Raw genomic sequence first — 18,397 nt, 5'->3', positions numbered from 1 at the left:
TTAACTGATATGTAATGACCTCCTGTCAAGAGAAAACTTACAGGGAGTCACCACAAACTTATTTAATTGTTACTAAAGACATCCGGAAAGAGCCTCGGGGTATCAGTTCCCGGCATTGGCCACTCTGATATACGTGGATTGGTTACCGACAGGTCAATGGTCCGCCGTGAGCTCTACCGTCTAAAAGCGTGGATCACAGATCACTCTGTGCCGGCATAGTTAAATCGTAGATAGCTCGAACCTTGAAATGGCCGAAGCCCTTTCAAGATGCCTTCAGTTGTTACTTGGTTCTTGCCAGATGTAAATGGCATAAGCCATCTTACATCTGCTTGATCACCCACTATAACAGCGGGATGATGATGTCAAGGCTGCGTAGCACCGCCACAGGCGGTTTGGCCTTGATATCAGCAGTACGATGTTATACCTCATCAGGCTATGTTATCGGTCATCATGCCCCACATAAAGCACGCGAGTTCTCTTGCGATGGCAGTTTTTGCAACGTTATGTTTCTTGCACTTACTGAGAACCATTTTATAGTACCTGCGTCTCAGGCGCTCGTTAGCCTTATCGGCATAGGCGATGACCTGTGGAGTATTTCCATCCTGACGCGCCTTCAAGGCTTTTGATTTATAACCTATCTGTCCTCTTGAATAGCACTGAGAAGCCTCCGTCAGGAGCATGCGTACATGCCGGTTTCCGGCCTTTGTAATGCCCAGCCTCGTTTGATCGTCACCGCTTGAATCTTCGCCGGGAACAAGCCCAATATACGAGGCAAACTTTTCTGCAGAAGCAAAGCGTTTGAAGTCGCCCACCTCAACAATGACGGATAATGCTGTATGTGTCTTCACACCGATGAAACAACAAAGTTTCCTGACAGCCTCTTTGTATTCATCCTTTGCAGCAAGCTCTTCGATCCTTTTATCAAGACGTTCGAGTTTATCGCTTAAGGTAATATATGTCAGCAGATACTCATCGAGGATCTCTTTGTAAAGAGCCTCAGGGGTTAATGACTTGAGCCAGTTTATATGAGTTGCCGTCCAATGGCTGTTTCCGTCATATCGGTAATCATGCCTTAGACAGAATGCCAGGATCTGCTGCTTGACCTTTTTAAGTGCGAGTTTATGATCATCGCGCATACGGAGGAATTCTTTTACTTCCTCGTCAGATGCGGTAGGAACATGTACCGGACTGTAGTTGTGCTGGGCAAGGCATTTTCCTATGATCTCAGCATCACGCTTATCCGTCTTGATCCTCTTTTTGCTACGTTGCTCCAGCATCGTGGTAGGAGCAAGGATCACACAGTCGACATGATGATCGGTCAACTGGTGATATAAGGTGTAACCGAGGCAGCCCGCCTCATAACCGCATACGAAGATAGTATCGTTTCCGTAGACGGTGCGAAGGAATTCCAGATACTTCAGGACTTCCTTATAATCTGCGGGTGTTCTTCTGGAATAGGAGCCTTTCTCTTTCTCCAGAGTATAAGCACAAAGTGTAAAACTTTCTTTGTGGACATCCATTCCTACGTAAACTGTGGTATTATTCATTTGTGACCTCCTTTTGTATGCGGTAATCCCTGTTACCATTTGTTTTAGCAACTATAGTATACAGGTAAATCCACGTTGCTACAAAATGGAGGTCATTACATATTGTCTAATGGTGAACTTCTCAAGGTTATCATTGATGGTATCAACTGCATCCGATACGGAGGAAGCTGCATTAGCAACCAGCTCTGAAGAAGTTGCAACGCCTTTAGCTGCTTCTGTAACACGTTCTACGTTGTCTGCGATTTCCTGAGTTGATGCTGACTGCTCTTCGGATACAGATGCCATGTTAGTGGCAACATCGTTAACCTTCTGCATCTGACCTGCCATTTCGGTAAGTGTAGCATTTGCTTCTGAAAGTTCCATAGTGATTTCTTTGAAGGTGGTTGCTGCGGTATTGACTGTCTCAGCACTGTTGTTGATAAGCTCTGTATTGGACTGAGATTTTTCTGAGAGCATCTTTACTCTTGCGGACATTTCTTTGATGATCTCAGCAATCTGGTTTGTTGCATTGGCTGAGTTCTGTGCGAGAGCTCCTATCTCGGAAGCTACTACCGCGAAGCCTTTACCCATCTCACCTGCTCTTGCTGCCTCAATTGAAGCATTGAGTGAAAGAAGGTTTGTCTGTGAAGAAATGGAGTTGATGAGATCAATTATCTGTGTGATCTTCTCGGCTGCATCATCAACGCTTTCAACGGCTTCAGCCATATCTTTCATGGATTCAACGATATTGTTCATCCCGCCTGCAACGGTTGCCATATCATGCTGTCCGCTGTCTGCCTTTACAACCAGGTCGTTCATGGCCTCTTCTATCTGATGCTCCTGATCTGTTACGCTTGCAACGGTCTGAGCCAGAATAGTTGCATTTTCAGCAACCTCGTTAACGGCATCAGCCATGTTTTCAATGTTTTCGCGAATCTGAGTCATGCTTGCAGACTGGTTATTTGCTGCATCCTCAAGATCTTCTGCGGTGCTCTTGGAGGTCTGTGCATCTCCAAGGAGCCTTCCGGAAACATCTTTTATCTCACCAAGTGATGATCTCATTCCATGGATGAAATCGCCCATTGCTCTGTTCATGTAAGCAATTTCGTCGTTTCCGTTTGAGGTGATATCCACTGTGAAATCACCGCCTGAAATCTTTTCAATGTTATCTGTAAGAGATGTAACAGGCTTTTTGATCATTCCGTGGAGAACTCTTGAAATGATGAATATTACAACGATTACTGATATTACGGTTACGCATAACAGAACGAGAATGAGTCTTGTAAGGGTGGCGAGAACTTCATTTGACTTGGCATAGATGATTACGCGCCAGTTCGTTCCGCTTACAATGGAGGATACTACATAGTATTTATTGGATCCTGCCTTGAGAGACTGAACCTCGGATTCTTCTTTTCCTGATTCGCTTGCAGCGAATTCACCCATGGCTGTAAGGAACGGATTATCGGAGATTTCAGAGATGTTCTTTCCACATACACTTGGGTCATCTTTGTATGTCAGAACCAGTCCCTGCTCTGTTATCATCATTGCTCCACCTGTTTCATAGAGCTGTATGCCATTGAGCTCTTCCTGAGCACCGGCCATCATAAGATCTGCTGCAAAGCATCCTTCGCGACCGTCCTTTAGATGTACATGTCTGATAACTGTAGCACACAGATCACCGGTTACTTCATCAAAATAAGGGACATCATAGTAATAGAACCAGCTGTTGTCGTAGCTTACGGCCTCTTTATACCATGCCTTTTCAGTGATGTTCTCCATGGTAAAATCAGGAGCACTGGGGAAGAGGAAGGTTCCGTCTTCAAGAGCAAGGTATGCGCCGGTCGGGATCATGCCGTATCTGCCAACGGTACCGAGCATATATGCCATGATCTCATCGTTGCTGTCATACTCATTTTGTTCAACGGCATCGGCAACACCGTTAAGATAATAGAAAGTGGAAGACAGCTCTCTGTTTATCTGACCTGCATCTGCTGCAACCTCATTTTTCAAAGATGTATCTATCAGGTCTTTTACCATTCCGTATCCAAAGGCCAGAACCATAAGCTCTGCCACAAGAATACTGAGTATGAGTAGTATTACAAATATAATTGACAGTTTCAGACTTATTGGCTTTGGGGCTGCTTTTGCCTTGGCGCCTGCGTTGTTGTTTTCATTTGCACCCATCTTGTTATAACCTCCTATTAGTTTGTGTGTTGAGTTTCATGTTGGTTAATGGGCATAATAGCCACTCTATATATTATAAAAAACAAAAGTAATCGTAATTTTAATGATTTCTGTATTAAATATAAAATAATGGAAAAATATTTAATAAGTGGCGGAATTTTGTGAACGTGATTGGCTTTGCATGACTTATGGGGATTTTGAGATTGGTTTTCAAGTGGTAGAATGGAAAATGTGAGGTAAGAAAGAGATTGCCTCCGGGAAAGGATTATGAAGTTATGAGTGAGATTTTAAGAGATAAAAACGGACTTACAGAAGAGGAGTATTTAAAGGATTATAATCCGGATAAGTGGAAGAAGCCTTCACTTACAGCGGATATCTGCATAATTACCAAAAGTGAAGGCGCAAGAAAGATTCTTCTTATCAGAAGAGGAAATCATCCCTATATCGGAAAATGGGCACTTCCCGGCGGTTTTACACAGCAGGGAGAAAAGATTGAGGAGACGGCTTCAAGAGAGCTTGAAGAAGAGACCGGAATTCGTATGGATGCAATAAGTAGGCTTATGGCCGGCTGATTGTAATGCTGTTTTCTACAGCGCGATTCTTAAGATTTTCTTATGTTTTCCATATATTCTTAAGGTTTTCTTAAAAGGTATTGCCTTGCCTGTGCCAAGGTGATATCTTTTTTATTGCGTCATTTCTTGACGTTATCTGCCACTATACAAGCGGCAGAAAAATCCCGGGATTATTTAATTACAATAATAAAACAGGAGGATTATTTTAAATGAATATTAAAAGAGTAGCCTGCGTTTTAAAGCGTGTGGCCGTAGCTGCCTGCATTTCTGGAGCAATTTTTTTCTTTGCCCCTGTAATGCCGGCTTCCACGGTACATGCAGAAAGCTGCGGGCATGAAGTATATGAATGGGTAGAGCTTATCAAGCCAACCTGCAGTAAAGAAGGTAAAAGGGTAAGAATATGCCAGGACTGCGAAAAGGTCTTGGAGACAGAGGCTATAGACAAAACAGAGCATAAGGGAAAATGGGAGAAAACACAGGATGCCACCTGCAGCGCTGAGGGTGTTAAGTCCTATATCTGCAAGAATTGCAGTGAGGTGCTGGAAACAGAGGATATACCCAGAAAAAAGCATGTCTTTTTATGGACTACCACAAAGGATCCGACTTGCGAGGAGGAAGGATTAAAGCAGCAGATTTGTAAGTACTGCGATGCAGAGGGAGAATCCAAGGCTATTCCTGCCAAGGGCCATAGAATGGTCAAAAGGAAAACTACAGCTGCTACCTGCAGATCACCAAAGCTTATTGAAAAGGAATGTAGTCTGTGCGGTATCACCACCACAGAGCGCGAGGGAAGTACAATAGATCATCGCTATAAATGGGCTACTACAACGGCAGCTACCTGTGCTGATGCAGGGGTGAAGACCGGGACCTGCAGCATGTGCGGAGGTACAAAGTCGGAAGCCATCGCACCAACAGGAAAGCACAAATATGGTAACTGGTCCATCGAATCAGCCCAGATTAATGGTAAGGTTTTGAAGCTTACCCAGTCACGTACCTGCAAGGTATGTGGCAGACAAAAGCAGACGGTCACCGGGAAAACAGCACCTTTTTCCAAAAAGCATGACAAAAAGAAATACTATTATAAGCTTACTCAGAAAACCGGAAGGGTAGTAATTCTTTGCACTGACTGCCGCCAGTCTGTAACCGGCAAAATTTCATCAGGAGCACTGAAATTCACAAAGCCTAAGAAGGATAAGACGAGGACTATTTCGAAAGCGTGGAAGAGGCTTAAGATTGAAGGGTGACTTGCCTTGCTTGCGCATTAGTTTGTCAGTATAATATTCGTAATTAACGATATTTTTATCCGGAGGTATTTATGACAATAGGTCAAAGAGTTTTTCATTTACTGGAAGAAAAGAATATGACTCAGCGAGAGTTTTCGCGTAGAACGGGTATTGCAACCAATACTATAAGTAATTGGAAAAAGAAAAATACTAATCCCGGATCAGACAAAATAATGTGCATATGCGCTGCTCTGGAAGTAACTCCGGAATACCTTCTTTCCGGAGTTACTGAAGATAGCAAAAGAGGAAAGGAAGTGGATTTTATGGTTATTCCAAGTGGAACAAAGGAGCGAGAACTATTGGAAATGTTTAATGACATGGAATGGATTGACCGTGAGCATCTTCTTGACTATGCAAAGAAGACACTATCTAAATATGCTCATCATAGTGGAATTCGCAAAGAATCCGATTCTTTGGAAAAGATAGCAGAGTTCAACGATATTGAAATTTTTATGGATTCGAATTTTGAAGGAAAGCCTTCGCTTGCAGTGTACTATATTGATGATGATATTACAGGAACAATCGACATCCAAAAGGGGCTTATCGAAGGTGACTTTTCTGAGTATGTGCGTCCTGTTATTTATGAATGGCTTAATGATAACAGGGCTCAGCTTTTAGATATGTGGGGGAAAAAGAAAATAGAATTATTGCCAGAGTGGGAGTAGTAAATGGCGTGTATAGTAATAAAAAGAATACTTGGATATGAGCTTTGTGTACTGGAAAAGGAGGGAACGCTTTTTTATTCGGATCCTGTTGTAATAATTCGGAAAGAGAATTTTACTGAAATCTATAACATTCAAAAGCATGAACATGAAACCGGTGATATTATTCAAAAGAAAACTACAAGAGAAACAATATATAGTTATATAGAGAATCATTTAGAGTTGTTTGAATTGTAAATTATCAGTATGTGTATTGAAGATTCTATCGCTCAATATACAGCATATTTCCATGACAAATGCCCATATTTAGCGTATAATATCCCTATAGAACGTCTAGTTCTATGGGGATTTTCTTATGATTTGTACCAATGAAATTTGGTGCATAAACTTTATGAAAAGAGTTTAATTTGGGGGCATACATAACGATTAGTTTAGCGGCAGCGCGCCTGGATGCTCCAAGACATACGTGCTGCTTTTTCTATAAGTTCGATCGGAGCTTTATACTGGCATAAAGTAAGGGGAGACGGTATAATACATGATTAAATATTTAAAGGGGGACATTTTTAGCAGTCCTGCTCAGGTTATTACAAATACGGTTAACTTGGAAGGGGTTATGGGAAAGGGAATCGCTCTTGAATTCAAAAAGAGATATCCCAAGATGTTTGATGCATATAAAAAGAAATGCGATAGTGGAGAATTTAAAATTGGGAATTTGATGCTGTTTAGAGAAGTTGATAAACAGATTTTGCTTTTTCCAACAAAGGATAGGTGGAGAGCAAAATCACAACTTGAATATATTGAGAAAGGATTAATCAAATTTGCTCAAAATTGGGATAAGTTGGGGATTCACTCTATAGCTTTTCCTGCGTTGGGATGTGGCAACGGGGGATTGTTATGGGATGATGTTCGAAAGCTTATGGAAAAATACCTTAAAAAATTGCCCATTGATATCTATATTTATATTGATAGCTATTTTGACAGTAAGAGCAATATCGAGGAACTGTCAGATATTGAAAAAATGATGAAGGGTGAAGTCGGATTAGAGGGATACGTTTTATTTAGGCATAGATGTATTACATATATCAAGGAAAATGGCTTTGTAACGGTTGATGATGGCAAGAAATGGACATTAAGTGCAGATAATGAATTGCAGTTAGATTCATCTATAGTTGATGAGAATTGTCTTATTCATGCATGGGACTATATTAGAAATGTAAAAGTTATATCAAGAGAGGATGCAAAGAAAAAGGACAATTCATTAGTTTATCCTCTGATGGGATTGATGAAAAGTCTGGATTATACATATAGGGTTTTTGTATCAAAAGACGGTTTGCAGTTTACGGATGAACCTAATGCATATGCGTTTTGTGCTGCTTGATTTGGTGATATAGGAATGGAATATAAGAGAATACTTGGAGAACAGGCAAAGAAATTGAATATTGCTTATAAGTATTGGCCTCTTTATCTATATCATTTTTCTGACATTCATAATATTGTTAATATTTTGAGTGATGGTATCATACTTTCAAGGAATGAAGCCAGAAGGCGTGGTGTAATGTTTTCAGATAATTCAAGTGAACGAGTTATTGAAAAAACTAAAGAAGAAGCCTTTAATTACGCAAGGCTTTACTTTAGACCACAAACTCCAACCCAGTATCATAGCGAAGGGTATAAACCAAGGGCTGTACGTGATCGTGAAATAAATGCAAGCTGCCCTGTACCAGTTTTTTTGGTATTAGATGCGGATATTATTCTTGGTATGAAGGATACATATTTCGTTGAGCAAGGTATTGCGGGAGCAGGTCATAAGGTTTCGAATGGAATTGATGAGTTTAAACAGCTTAGCTTTGAGCGAATATATGATAACAGACTATACTCAGGAGATAAGTGGGAGATAGAAAAGAAGTACAGAATGTCTGAAATCATAAATCAAAGAGGGTTCCCATTAGAGAAAAGCTTAAAAGGAATAGTGTGCAGAAGCGAAGCAGAGAAAGAGACACTATGTTGCTTGCTTACGGAAAAGTCGGGTGACTTATATGAAAAATATAAGAATTATGTCAATTTCAAGCCAGATTTTGAATGCTTTTTTTATAATGGTTTATTTGTGAATAGCGTTGAAATCAGAGGTAATACATTGGATGTTGATTTTAACACGCCTGCTGAGAGACGTTATCAGATTGCCCAGATAGATGTGAAAATACAATTAACTATGTGGGATGCTTATGGGACAAAAGTTGATAACGCCGAGTACGAGAGGAATGCAGACTATGACAGTACAGTAGGCTTTCAGATACCAATAGAGCTTCCATTATCTACAGACAGGATTGGTATACGAATTCTGTTTGATGGCATAGAAATGTATAAGAGTTATGTGTATATCGGACAAGAGATAATGATATAGAGGCTTATGCGCAGTATATGGTACTATGATTCGACAAAAATATGTAAATATCTGCGTGTTTAGGCAAAAGTGACTTAATAATATTGTGATTAACAAGAATTTTAAGACTGTTTTCTACTGCATCTTGGTTGCATCTTGAGGTTGTTTTCAATGACAAATGCCCATGTTTAGCGTATAATATCCCTATAGAACGACTTGTTCTATGAGGATTTTCTTATGATTTGTACCAATGAAATTTGGTACATAAACTTTATGAAAAAAGTTTAGATTTTGGGGGCATACATAACGATTAGTTTAGCGGCAGCGCGCCCTTAGTCTATAGGTGCGACTGCCGTTTTGTTATTGTTCATAATACACGGTTCCAATGTATGGGAGAAAAAGGAATCTATGTGGGGGCATTATGGTAAAAAAGGCTATTTATAGACTTTATTATTCGTTGCAAAAAAACAAATTATTCTTTGGTGTTGTGGCTTGGTTGCAGAGTCATTACATAACTATTTTTATTGGCGATTTGGTAAATTACCCTCAAAATGTGCGTAACCGTATTAATCCGAAAAAATACAAGGAAAAATCATGGAATTTCTTTGAAAGCAATAAGCAAAGAGTTGCGAATGTAACAAATATGCTCGAAGACGACAAATCAAAAAAAGCATATATGGCTGCGATTGGGTTTAGAACAACAAGCAGACGTTTTAAAAGAGATGAATGGTCTCTTTGTGATCAGTACTTTGTTGAGGATATTATATGTTTGTCTAAAAATGAGGTTTTTGTTGATTGTGGAGCTTATGATGGAGATATAATAAGAAAGCTTTTGAGACATTCTAAAAAGGATAAGGAAAGTTCCGTAAAACAGGTGATTGCTTTTGAACCTGGGCAACTAAGTGGTGATTTCTTAAGAAAGCATTTTTGCAAAGACAGTAGAGTGTTGCTTGTTGCAAAAGGTGTTTCCGATAAAGAGAGGGAGGTTTACTTTAATGATAAAGGCAGCTCATCAAAGGTGACGTCTAAAGAGCAGGCTAATAAAAAAATTTTAGTAACATCAATAGACCAAACACCGGAATGTAAGGATGCTACTTTTATAAAAATGGATATTGAAGGGGCTGAATGGGATGCCTTACATGGTGCTAGAGATACTATTGTAAGAAATAAGCCTAAGCTAGCTATATGTATATATCACAGTGATGAAGATATGATAAGAATATCAGAGTATATTCATGAAATCGTTCCAGAATACAAATTGTTCATTAGGCATCATACAAGAAGAGACCATGAAACGGTTTTGTATGCTGTTTTGTAAGCGCGAAAAACAGTGGCGTTATGTGAGGAAGAGCTATGAAATGTAGAGATGTATGTGCTGTCGTAGTTACTTACAATAGAAAAGAACTTGTTGATAATTGTATTAAAGGTATTCTTTCGCAGGAAGGAGAATCCTGTGATGTTATTATCATTGATAATGGTAGTAGTGATGGAACGGAGGAAATGCTGAAAGCTAAATACGCATATGATAGTATTAAATATTTCAATATGCATGAAAATCTTGGATGTGCTGCAGGGACATCCAGGGGAATAAAGGAAGCGGTTGAAACTGGCTATAAATATGTATGGGTGATGGATGACGATGTAATTCCACATACTGATACATTATCTGAATTACTAAAGGCAGCTAGAGAATTGGGAGACGAATGGGGAATCCTTTCAAGCGCGGCATATTGGACAGATGGGAGCATATGCGAATCTAATCGTCAAAAGAAAACACTGTTCAAATTCATGAAAGAAGATGATTATAACAAACGACTTGTTAAAGTTTGCATGGTATCTTTAGCCTCTATGTTTATTAGAGCAGAAGCTGTGAAAGAAGTGGGGCTTCCTATATCAGAATATTATATTTATACCGAGGATTACGAATTTTGCAGTAGAGTAGGGAAGAAATATTCGATATATGTAGTGCCATCAAGTAAAGTGACACATGCAATGAAAATTAATAGAAAGGCTAATCTAGTAAAAGATACTCCAGACAGGCTATACAGATACAAACATTTATATAGGAATGATGTTCATTGTTATAGGCACTTGGGAATAAAAGGGTGGTTATATTTGGCGGTAAAATTTGTATATACATTTCTTATGGTTTTAGTTAAAGAGAAAGAGCATAAAATAGATAAATTAAAAACGCTAGTAGAAGGATATGCTGAAGGGGTTAGATTCAATCCTTCGATTGAACGAATTGATGCTTCTACGGTGTAATATTCGCAGTAAAATAAGGATGTGAGTTTACGTGGGAGAGGAGCGAGAATGACTAATGAACTCTGAGAAAATAGATTTTGTAATCTTGTGGGTTGATGAAAGTGATTCAAAATGGCTCGAAGACAGAAAAAAATACAACCCTTCAGCTACAGATGATGTAAGTGAAAAACGCTATAGGAATTGGGACAATCTTCAGTATTTTTTTCGAGGGGTAGAAAAGTTTGCGCCTTGGGTGAACAGGATTTTTTTCATTACATATGGACATATTCCCAAATGGCTTAATATGAGTCATCCAAAGTTGAAGGTAGTTAAACATGAAGAGTATATGCCGGCTGAATGCCTGCCTACTTTTAATAGCAATCCTATTGAGCTGATGTTGAATAGGATTGAAGAATTGTCAAATCATTTTGTGCTTTTTAATGACGACATGTTTTTGATAAAGAAAACTGAGCCATCGGATTTCTTTTTTAATGGATTGCCATGCGATTCAGCTTGCTTAAATATTCATTCGATTTCACCTACGAAGATGAGCGTATATTCAAGTCTGCAAGCTACAGGGATCATAAATAAATACTTTGATATGAAAAAATCAATTATGGGCAACTGGAAAAAATGGTTTTCACCATGCTATGGAAAACAAATGTTGAATACATTATATCTTCTTCCGTGTAAGGCGTTCCCGGAAATAAAGCAGATTCATTTACCATATTCATATCTAAAATCAACATTTGATACTGTATGGGAGAAAGAGGGCGACGAACTGCTTGGAACCTGTCATAACAGATATAGAACTAAACTTGATTATTCTCATTGGACTATGAGAAATTGGCAGATTGCGTCAGGAAACTTTTATCCTAGAAAGTTTTCGTTTGGTAAAAGCTTTTATATATCAGATGAAATAGCACTTTCAGAATGCATAAGATATATGCGCGATTCAAAAGGAAAAGTTATATGCATAAATGATGGAGATATGTCATTAGATTTTTTTAGTAAGTGTAAGTCTAGAGTTAATGGACAATTAGAAACATTATTACCAAATAAAAGTAGTTTCGAAATATAAAGCGATTGTTTTTATATTTCATTATCAGGAGATCGGAGCGATGAATATTCTTGTGATAACTCCGCTGTATTACATAGAAGGCAGACCTAAATTGTATCATGATACCAGTTCTATACATTACCTGGTAAGGGAGTGGGTAAAGAAACATAATGTACTTGTTGTTGATGTTTACTTTGAGACATTAAGAAGAATTGGGAGATATATCAGTAGCGAAGAGCGTAATTTCAGAAAAGGATATAAATACGAAATTGATGGAGTAAGAGTTGGCCTTATAGAAGTAATGCGTCCTTTTAAGCAAGGATCCAGATTGAGCAGATATGAAAAGAATAGAGTAATAAAATATATAAATAAGTTTACAGCCGACAATAGTTTTAAGCCGGATATGATAGTTACACATATTCCGATTACAGTTGTTAATGCAGTCGCAGAAGTGTTTTGTGATATCCCTAAAATTGCAGTATTACATTCAACTGATAGAAGATACTGGAGCAGAAATAAATCAGAATCAAAGAAAGTCAGGCAGACGTTTGATGCATTTTTTGCCAGAAGTAAAGATATTAGGGATTTTTTTGATGAGCAGCAGTTGGAAGGACTTAAGCATGAGTTAATTTATTCGGGAGGTAAAAAAGCAGATTCAACAGGGCAAAAATCTTCAGATAGAATTTCAATTATGTATGCCGGAAAATTGATTCCTCAAAAACATGTGGAAGTTGTAATCGAAGCATTAAGTTTACTTAAAGAAAAATATGATTTCCGATTTGAAATCTATGGAGATGGCACTGAGATGCAAAGCCTTAGGGAACTGGCAGGACAGAGACTAGATGAGTCTGATTATTTTTTTGCAGGAAGTGTGGAACGTGAAAAAATATTGTCAGCCATGTCAAGGAATGACTTCTTTGTTATGGTTAGTGAGAATGAATGCTTTGGATTGACGTATGTTGAAGCAATGATAAATGATTGCATTCCTATTGGAAGTAAAGGCGAGGGAATAGATGGAGTTATTGTTGATGGATATAACGGTTTTTTAGTTAGAACCAATGAAGTTATTGAACTTACTGATTGTCTAGATAAATGCTTTTCAATGAAAAGTGAAGAGAAAAATGTAATATTGAAAAATATTGCAGAGAGTAAAAAAGCCTTTTCTGAAGAAGGGGCGGGAAATAATTATTTGACTTTAATTGAAGCTGAGTATAAACGTTTAAAAAAGTAATCTTGCGATAGAGGATATGTTTATGTGGGGGAAAAACTTAAAATCATATTCGAACATCAGCATGCCACAAAATTTGTGGTATGACATTGCGTTTATAATGTGGTTTGGTGGCGAGCTTATATTCAAATCAACGTTGGAGACAATTAATGATATACCCTTGTCGTACTACGAGGAGCGAGTAACTTATATAGTTACATTTATGCTTATATTTCAAGTGTTTTTTCTCCAAAAATATACAAAGAGAGATATATTCATAATAACCGGAATAACGGTTATTGTTTTGTTGGCAACCTATAATAGCGGGGCTCAATATTTGGCCGCAGCATGGCTTTTTATAATGGCTTCCAAGAATTGCCATTTAAAAAACATGACAAAAATAGCTTTTTGGGTGCTCACCTTAGGAATTCTGTTAGTCTTGACAATGTACAAGGTGGGAATTATTACAGAAACAATTGTGTATCGACATGGAATGATACGACATTCATTTGGATTTTCTCATCCAAATCAGTTGGCGCTTAGAATATTTCAATGGATTTTGTGTTTTAGCTATACATATTGGGAAAACTTCGGAATTTTTCATTTTTCTGTAGTATGTATAGTAGGTTATTGGATGCATTCGGTAACTGATTCTCAAACAGCAACAGTATGTGCCGTAGCATTCATTATTATGACAATAATCATTAAGAGATTGGAAAAGCGTAAGGATAAATATATTGCTTATGTTGGTGTCATGTTAAGAATAGGAAGTGTAATAATAGGTGTACTAAGTGTCGGCCTGACATATATTGATGTACGTACAGTTCCTTTGTTGAGTATTATTGACCGAATAATATCAAACAGATTCTTTTGGACGCATAAAGTATATAAGCGAGTAGGGAATTCTCTTCTAGGTAAAAAGTTCTCTATTGGAGCAGTGATGAATGGAATGATTCAGATTAGAAGGGGAATGTATTTTGACAATGGATATGCGAATTTATGGTTGAGATTTGGAATTATTGTTCTGATTTGTTTTTTGACCGGATATTATATTCTCATGAAAAAAAGTGCAAATAATAAGCTACTGACCGTCATTCTATTTATTTATTCAATATATGGAATCATGGAAGCGGGATTTGTACAGCTGACGCATAACATTTTTTTACTGGCATTAGCGCAAGTGATTTATTCGGATAATGCATATTTGAATGAACAAAAAAGAGAGAACAGGAAAATTGTTTTTAGAATGTGACTGTGATGTTATGTACTAAAAATGATGAGTGTGATGGATGATAGTAAAAAACATTCTTTGGCGATTTTTTGAGAGAATCGGAGCACAATTAATTGAATTATTGGTTACTATTATTCTTGCAAGAATACTTGCTCCGGAAACATTCGGTACCGTTGCCTTGCTTACTGCTTTTTTGTCTATTTTGCAGGTGTTTGTTGATGGCGGATTGGGAAATGCACTGATTCAAAAAAAGGATGCAGATGATTTGGACTTTTCATCAGCATTTTTCTTTAACATTATATTTTGCGTAGTTGTCTATGTTGCTGTTTTTTTATCGGCACCTTATATTGCCGGCTTTTATCATAATAATGACTTAATAAACATGATAAGAGTGGCAGGGATAGTTGTAGTAATCTCTGCTGTGAAAAATATCCAACAGGCAGCTATTGCAAGGCAAATGCTGTTTAAAAAGTTCTTTTTTTCTACTTTGATAGGTACAGTTATATCAGCTATAGTCGGAATTTTGCTTGCACTTAATGGATTTGGTGGTTGGGCACTTATAGCTCAGTATTTGAGCAATGCTTTAATTGATACTATCGTAGTGTGGATTATTGGTGTATGGAAGCCGGGATTGCAATTTTCACTTAATAGGTTGAAGGGGCTTATTTCAGTAGGATGGAAATTATTATTTTCGAATCTTATTGATAATATTTATGGGAATATACGACAGTTAATAATAGGTAAATTTTATTCACCCAGTGATCTCGCGCATTATAATCGAGGAAGGAGTCTTCCTAACATAATAGTAAGAAATGTGAATACATCCATAGATAATGTATTGTTTTCTGCAATGTCAAAAGACCAGGATGATTCTGATAAGCTGCGAGAACTGACAAGAAAGGCAATACTTATAAGTAATTTTATAATGTCGCCGATGATGATGACGCTTTTTTTTGCAGCAAATAATCTCGTTGAGTTGGTACTTACTCCAAAATGGCTGCCATGCGTGTTATACTTACGCATTTTTTGCATAATATATATGATGCAGCCTATTCATACTGCTAATCTGAATGTGATCAAAGCAGTTGGAAGAACAGACCTTTTACTAAATATTGAGATACTAAAAAAGATGATAGGAATTGCCTTTTTAATTATTCTGGTCCCTAGAGGAATGAAGGCCATTGCATATGGATATTTAGTCAATAATTTTTTTGATCAGGTAATAAATAGCTACCCCAGTAAAAAACTAATTAAGTATAAATATTTTGATCAGTTAAAAGATATTCTTCCGTGCATGATTTTGGCTGTTTTTGTCGGCGGAGCCAGTCTTGTTTTTCCTTATTTTAAAGTGAATCTTATAATTAGCACAGGCTTACAAATTATATTTATTGTGACAGCCTATTTTATAATGGCTGATTTGCTGAAGCTGGAGGCGTATTTACATTTTAAGGATGTTGTTCGTGAATTATTCAAAAATGAAAAAAATAGTTGCCAGAGTTAATTATTTATATAGATCAAAAAAAAGATATGGACTGTTTTTGCTTAGATGGAAGATATTTCAGTTAGGTGGAAAAAGGCAGTACGGATCTAGGAATGTGGATGTCATAGTTTCTTTGACTTCCTATCCTGGAAGAATTAATTATGTACATGAAACACTAAGGTCTTTGATTGTTCAGTCGTATACTGCTAAAAAGATAGTTTTATGGCTTGCAAGAGATGAATTTCCTAAAGGTGAAGAAGCATTATCGCAAAACATAAGAGATTTATTTAAGTATGGAGTAGAGGTACGGTGGTGTGAAAATATTTATTCATATAAAAAGCTTATCCCGTCGCTTTTAGAATTTGAGACAGATGTAATTGTTACAGCTGATGATGATGTTTGTTACGATAAAAGATGGTTGGAACAGTTAATTATTCAGCATGAAAGATATCCAAATTGTATTTGTGCACATAGAATAACGAAATTTGTTGTCAATAACGATAAGTACGACATTATTCCGGGGGGATATGATACGTGGCCGTTTCCGTCCGGCTTGAATAAATTGACCGGATGCGGAGGGGTTTTGTATCCCATAGGAACATATAGAAAAGATTATTTGAATGAAGAAATATTTTTCAAGTATTGTAAAACTAATGATGATATATGGTTTTGGCTTATAGCTGTTATAAATGGAGTTTTAGTTGTTCCTGTGCATAATAGTTGTAATTTACCAATAACTACGATACCTGGGGCACATAAGGAAGGGACTTTGTCGGATATAAACGATAAGGGAGAAAAATTATTTTGGAAGGATTTTTACAACATGATTTCGTTATGTAAGGAACTGGATCACATATTAAAGCAAGAATATGCTGACAATTGTAGATGACTTTCAAGGATTATTCGTAAGGAAAAAATAATTATGATTCGATACTCGGGGGCAAAATATCTGATAAAAAAATATATGCCGGGGTTTTTGTACCCTTCTTTGTTAAAACATCAGTATAATATAGCTTTTGGTAAGCGATGTAATTTGAAAAATCCATGTACATTCACCGAAAAAACACAGTGGGCTAAGTTGTATCGTGATAATAAAAGACTTTCGGAATATGCGGATAAGATAAGTGTCAGAGAATATGTAGGGAGTACAGTAGGATCAGAGTATTTGATTCCTATTATTGGTTCGGTTTATAAATCAGCTGATGAAATTGAATTTGATAAGCTACCAAATCAATTTGTGATTAAAACAAATCATGGATGTGGATTTAATTATATTGTTAAGGATAAAACCAAGGAAGACTATGATTATATAAAGAAAACTGTTAACCAATGGTTGAAATATGATAGTTCCGTTATTTCGTTGGAACAGCAGTATAAATACATAGAACCCAGGATTTATATAGAAAAATATATGATTTCCGAAGGCATTAATGACTTACCGGATTACAAATTCTTCTGTTTTGATGGAAAGGTTTTTTGTTCATACACCATGATGGATTACACTTTTAATCATAAGGAAGGGAAGCTTGGATTCTTTGACAGAGCTTATAATTTGATGCCCTATCATAGGGCAGATTATAAGCCAATAACAACTCAATTGCCCAAACCTGAAAATTACGAAAAAATGGTAGAAATCGCAGAAAGGCTTTCAAAAGGTTTTTCACATGTAAGGATTGATTTGTATAATATTAAAGGAAATATTTTTTTTGGAGAAATGACATTTACTACAAATGGAGGGTTTTGTCATTTTGTTCCTGAAGAATTTGATAGAATACTTGGAAATCAGTGGGATTTAAAGGCGGGGATATAGAGGTGAGGGGATAGTGCTGGCGAGAGTGTTAAAAGGTATTTGGAATAATATTCGTTCTGTAATGGTTGAATTTCATAAAGCAAATATTAGAAGAAAGATTAATCAGACAGATGTGTCTATCATTTCACAAAATTGCATTGGAGGGATTATTTATAATTATATAGGAACAGAGTTTTCAAGTCCCACAATTAATATGTTCATTGAAGATGAGAATTTTGTGAAGTTGGTGGAAAATCTTCCTCACTATTTAAGCGTTACACCCGTTGCACTTTGCGAAAAATATATTGATCCAATTGATCCGAGTATTTCGTATCCTAAAATTATAGTAGATGATATAGAAATCTGCTGTATGCATTATGCTAATTGCGATGAGGCTATTTTGGCATGGGAACGAAGAAAGAAGAGAGTTAATCTTAATAAGGTTTTGATAATAGCAAATTCATGGAATATGCATGAAAATGAAGAACTGGTAAAACGTATTTGTGATATCTCTCAATATAAAGTTATATGCTTCACTTATGGGAATTATGATATGAAAAACTGCGTTCACTTAGATGGCGACTTTTGGAGGCTTGATGATCGTAAGATTGTTCATCCAATTCTTACGGCATATAAACCCAAATCATATAAGAGATATTTTGAAGACTTCATAGATATTTCGGAGTTAATTAATTGTGTGTAGGGTTGGAATAGCAATGTTGGAAGAGATTATTAAGAAAAGAAATATAAAGCGTCTTTTTCATTTTACAAGAGCCGAG

At 37.1% G+C, this 18,397-nt stretch carries 17 protein-coding genes; 15 read left to right on the top strand and 2 right to left on the bottom strand.

The window, feature by feature from the left end:
* Positions 1 to 428: 428 nt before the first annotated feature.
* Both G608_RS0113725 and G608_RS0113720 read right to left on the bottom strand, forming a co-directional pair.
* The gene (locus tag G608_RS0113725; RefSeq protein ID WP_026496527.1) at positions 429 to 1,547 is read right to left on the bottom strand and encodes an IS110 family transposase; all 1,119 of its coding nucleotides are present in this window, start codon (positions 1,545 to 1,547) and stop codon (positions 429 to 431) included.
* A gap of 78 nt (positions 1,548 to 1,625) precedes the next feature.
* Positions 1,626 to 3,710 (bottom strand): methyl-accepting chemotaxis protein, encoded by a 2,085-nt coding sequence (locus G608_RS0113720; protein WP_026496526.1) that lies wholly within the window; start codon positions 3,708 to 3,710, stop codon positions 1,626 to 1,628.
* 275 nt (positions 3,711 to 3,985) lie between these two features.
* Here G608_RS0113720 and G608_RS21225 point away from each other — a divergent pair, with 275 nt between their 5' ends.
* The 15 genes from G608_RS21225 to G608_RS22580 all read left to right on the top strand — a co-directional run bounded on the left by G608_RS21225 (position 3,986) and on the right by G608_RS22580 (position 18,321).
* The gene (locus G608_RS21225) at positions 3,986 to 4,282 is read left to right on the top strand and encodes an NUDIX domain-containing protein (RefSeq protein ID WP_081677432.1); all 297 of its coding nucleotides are present in this window, start codon (positions 3,986 to 3,988) and stop codon (positions 4,280 to 4,282) included.
* 209 nt (positions 4,283 to 4,491) lie between these two features.
* The gene (locus G608_RS0113710; RefSeq protein WP_026496525.1) at positions 4,492 to 5,526 is read left to right on the top strand and encodes a hypothetical protein; all 1,035 of its coding nucleotides are present in this window, start codon (positions 4,492 to 4,494) and stop codon (positions 5,524 to 5,526) included.
* 71 nt (positions 5,527 to 5,597) lie between these two features.
* The gene (locus tag G608_RS22590; protein WP_051209345.1) at positions 5,598 to 6,230 is read left to right on the top strand and encodes a helix-turn-helix domain-containing protein; all 633 of its coding nucleotides are present in this window, start codon (positions 5,598 to 5,600) and stop codon (positions 6,228 to 6,230) included.
* Between the two features lie 3 nt (positions 6,231 to 6,233).
* The gene (locus G608_RS0113700) at positions 6,234 to 6,464 is read left to right on the top strand and encodes a hypothetical protein (RefSeq protein WP_026496524.1); all 231 of its coding nucleotides are present in this window, start codon (positions 6,234 to 6,236) and stop codon (positions 6,462 to 6,464) included.
* Positions 6,465 to 6,762: 298 nt separating this feature from the next.
* Positions 6,763 to 7,605, top strand: coding sequence for a macro domain-containing protein (locus tag G608_RS22585; protein ID WP_051209343.1), 843 nt, complete (start codon positions 6,763 to 6,765; stop codon positions 7,603 to 7,605).
* Positions 7,606 to 7,620: 15 nt separating this feature from the next.
* Positions 7,621 to 8,628: a DarT ssDNA thymidine ADP-ribosyltransferase family protein gene (locus G608_RS0113690; protein WP_026496523.1), complete on the top strand. Its 1,008-nt coding sequence runs from the start codon at positions 7,621 to 7,623 to the stop codon at positions 8,626 to 8,628.
* Between the two features lie 400 nt (positions 8,629 to 9,028).
* Positions 9,029 to 9,925, top strand: a complete 897-nt coding sequence (locus G608_RS0113685; protein ID WP_026496522.1) for an FkbM family methyltransferase — start codon at positions 9,029 to 9,031, stop codon at positions 9,923 to 9,925.
* Between the two features lie 35 nt (positions 9,926 to 9,960).
* Positions 9,961 to 10,872 (top strand): glycosyltransferase family 2 protein, encoded by a 912-nt coding sequence (locus tag G608_RS0113680; RefSeq protein WP_026496521.1) that lies wholly within the window; start codon positions 9,961 to 9,963, stop codon positions 10,870 to 10,872.
* 55 nt (positions 10,873 to 10,927) lie between these two features.
* A complete protein-coding gene (locus G608_RS0113675) occupies positions 10,928 to 11,932 on the top strand; it encodes a stealth family protein (protein ID WP_026496520.1) in 1,005 nt (334 codons plus the stop codon).
* 40 nt (positions 11,933 to 11,972) lie between these two features.
* Positions 11,973 to 13,142, top strand: a complete 1,170-nt coding sequence (locus tag G608_RS0113670) for a glycosyltransferase family 4 protein (protein ID WP_026496519.1) — start codon at positions 11,973 to 11,975, stop codon at positions 13,140 to 13,142.
* Positions 13,143 to 13,164: 22 nt separating this feature from the next.
* Positions 13,165 to 14,370 (top strand): hypothetical protein, encoded by a 1,206-nt coding sequence (locus G608_RS0113665; protein WP_026496518.1) that lies wholly within the window; start codon positions 13,165 to 13,167, stop codon positions 14,368 to 14,370.
* Positions 14,371 to 14,407: 37 nt separating this feature from the next.
* Positions 14,408 to 15,850, top strand: a complete 1,443-nt coding sequence (locus G608_RS0113660) for a lipopolysaccharide biosynthesis protein (RefSeq protein WP_026496517.1) — start codon at positions 14,408 to 14,410, stop codon at positions 15,848 to 15,850.
* Positions 15,825 to 16,718 (top strand): glycosyltransferase family A protein, encoded by an 894-nt coding sequence (locus tag G608_RS0113655; RefSeq protein WP_196810204.1) that lies wholly within the window; start codon positions 15,825 to 15,827, stop codon positions 16,716 to 16,718. The genes G608_RS0113660 and G608_RS0113655 overlap by 26 nt, the downstream gene beginning before the upstream one ends.
* A gap of 33 nt (positions 16,719 to 16,751) precedes the next feature.
* Positions 16,752 to 17,639 (top strand): ATP-grasp fold amidoligase family protein, encoded by an 888-nt coding sequence (locus G608_RS0113650; protein ID WP_051209341.1) that lies wholly within the window; start codon positions 16,752 to 16,754, stop codon positions 17,637 to 17,639.
* 13 nt (positions 17,640 to 17,652) lie between these two features.
* Positions 17,653 to 18,321 (top strand): DUF1919 domain-containing protein, encoded by a 669-nt coding sequence (locus G608_RS22580; RefSeq protein ID WP_155833298.1) that lies wholly within the window; start codon positions 17,653 to 17,655, stop codon positions 18,319 to 18,321.
* Positions 18,322 to 18,397 lie beyond the last annotated feature (76 nt).

This window comes from Butyrivibrio sp. WCD3002, assembly GCF_000424265.1.
Taxonomy (GTDB): Bacteria; Bacillota; Clostridia; order Lachnospirales; family Lachnospiraceae; genus Butyrivibrio.
The sequence above is the reverse complement of the archived record's forward strand: the minus strand, read 5'-3'. Positions and strand labels throughout refer to the sequence as shown.